The sequence below is a fragment of the Microcoleus sp. B7-D4 genome (assembly GCF_036705125.1).
GTDB lineage: Bacteria > Cyanobacteriota > Cyanobacteriia > Cyanobacteriales > Microcoleaceae > Microcoleus.
Map to the genome: position 1 here is coordinate 1 of NZ_JAUBTT010000245.1, position 1,740 is coordinate 1,740.

The 1,740-nt window shown below is 43.6% G+C and carries 1 protein-coding gene; it reads right to left on the reverse strand.

Features of this window, described 5'->3' with window-relative positions; translation table 11 throughout:
• Positions 1 to 18: 18 nt before the first annotated feature.
• Entirely contained in the window at positions 19 to 1,503 is a 1,485-nt protein-coding gene (locus tag QUB12_RS37190) for a transposase (protein ID WP_333311100.1), read from the reverse strand.
• Positions 1,504 to 1,740 lie beyond the last annotated feature (237 nt).

Consider the following 1,740-nt stretch of genomic DNA (forward strand, 5'->3'; position numbering starts at 1 on the left):
GTTTTGACACTCCCCGTGCTAAAGCAGCGGGGATTCTCCGGAAATTAATCCGGATATCCTTTTTTCTGGATAACCGCTTTCTACATTAGATAACTGCGAGTTAACCGATAAATTAAGGTTCCTAGGCTCAACCCACTTAGGGATTGATATTTCCAAAGGCGTTACTTTCCCGCAGTCCGCAGGTAGTCTTTTTTGATTACGCGGAAATGATAAACCGCTTTTCTTGGCTATTTTCCTAGAGGCTCCTGTATCAGCGTGTTCAGCATAACCACAGGCGCGACACACGAACTTTTCTCCGTCTCGGTTGCCTTTCTCTGTATGTCCACATTTAGGACACTCTTGAGAAGTGTGTCGGGGGTTAACTGCAAATACAGGCTTGCCAGACTTCGCAGCTAGCCACGCTATTTTTCCAAAAATATCCCCCCAAGCACAATCTAGGATTCTTTTATTAAGTCCACTCTTGGCAGCAGCACCATTCTTCCTATAACCTCCTTTTCCATCGTGCGATTGTTTGGCGCGTTTAACCATGTTGGTTATTTTTAGGTTTTCTTGCGCTACAGCATCAGCCGTTTTAACTATCTTATCGGCAGCTTTCCAGTTATATCCGTCTCTTTTTTGGGTTAGCTTGTGTTGGGTTTGAGACAGCTTGAACTGTGCTTTTTTCCTGTTGCTAGAGCCTTTTTGCTTGCGACTGGCAGCACGATTTCTTATCGCTAATCGTCGAGCTGTTCTAGAGTTTGTTGCAACAGCTATATTCTCAATAAAGCTACCATCTGAAAGGGACACAAGCTTGTTTATTCCTACATCTATCCCAACAACTGACTTAGGTTCGATAAGTTCTGGCAGTCTCACTCCGTCGTCAAGCAGTACACTGATGTACCAATATGTCCCTTTTTGCTTGACGGTTACAGTTCGGATTTCTACATTGAATGGAAAACTTCTGCTATTGAAGTATTTCATCCAACCAATACCAGGAAGATAAACTCGGTTGTTTTCAAACTTGCAACGCCCCGGTTTGTACTCGAAGGTCTTGAAATTTGAGGCTTTTCGGTAAGCCGGAAAGCCTCTTTTATGACTCCAAAAACCTGCAAACGCAGTATCTAGTTTAGCCAGGTTTCGCTGCAACACATCTGAATCAATACGGCTGTACCACTCGTTTTCTTTTCTTAACTCAGTAGTTCTCTTACTTTGAATACCCCCAGCGCTATCCCAACACAGACCTAGCTTTTTACTGGTCTTGGTTAATGTTGCAGACATAACGCCATGCTTGACAACCGGACAACTAAGAGGACACACAGCACCAACTTCTAAACGGGTGTCTATTTCGCAATAAGACCCAAAAGCATAGCTCCGAGGCGTTTCAACATTTCTGTTGTTAGTCTCCCAGCCGATGAAGCGTTCTCTGAGACAATAATTACGGTGCTTACGCAGTGTTATAAGCCATTGGGCCATGAGCGCGGCTTGCTCTTTGTTTGGTTTTAACTTGTAGTTCCAGCGTTGCATTGTTTTTACCTCCTTGCTATATTGTACACATAAACTGAGTACACATCGTGGAAGTTATGGAAAAAGATAAGAGATTGCATATACGCATCAGTTCTCAAGAAGCTGAAATTCTTGCCCGTTACTGTACAAAGACAATGCGCTCTCAATCAGACGTACTGAGAGGGTTGATTAGGAAACTGGAAAATCAATAAAAAGCCGTCGTAGAACGACGGGGCTTCAGACCCAGTTTTTTGGTGA

Bases quoted from the DNA above. Each gene is read 5' to 3' on its own strand.
- QUB12_RS37190 (WP_333311100.1), bottom strand. From the start codon at position 1,503: ATGCAACGCTGGAACTACAAGTTAAAACCAAACAAAGAGCAAGCCGCG.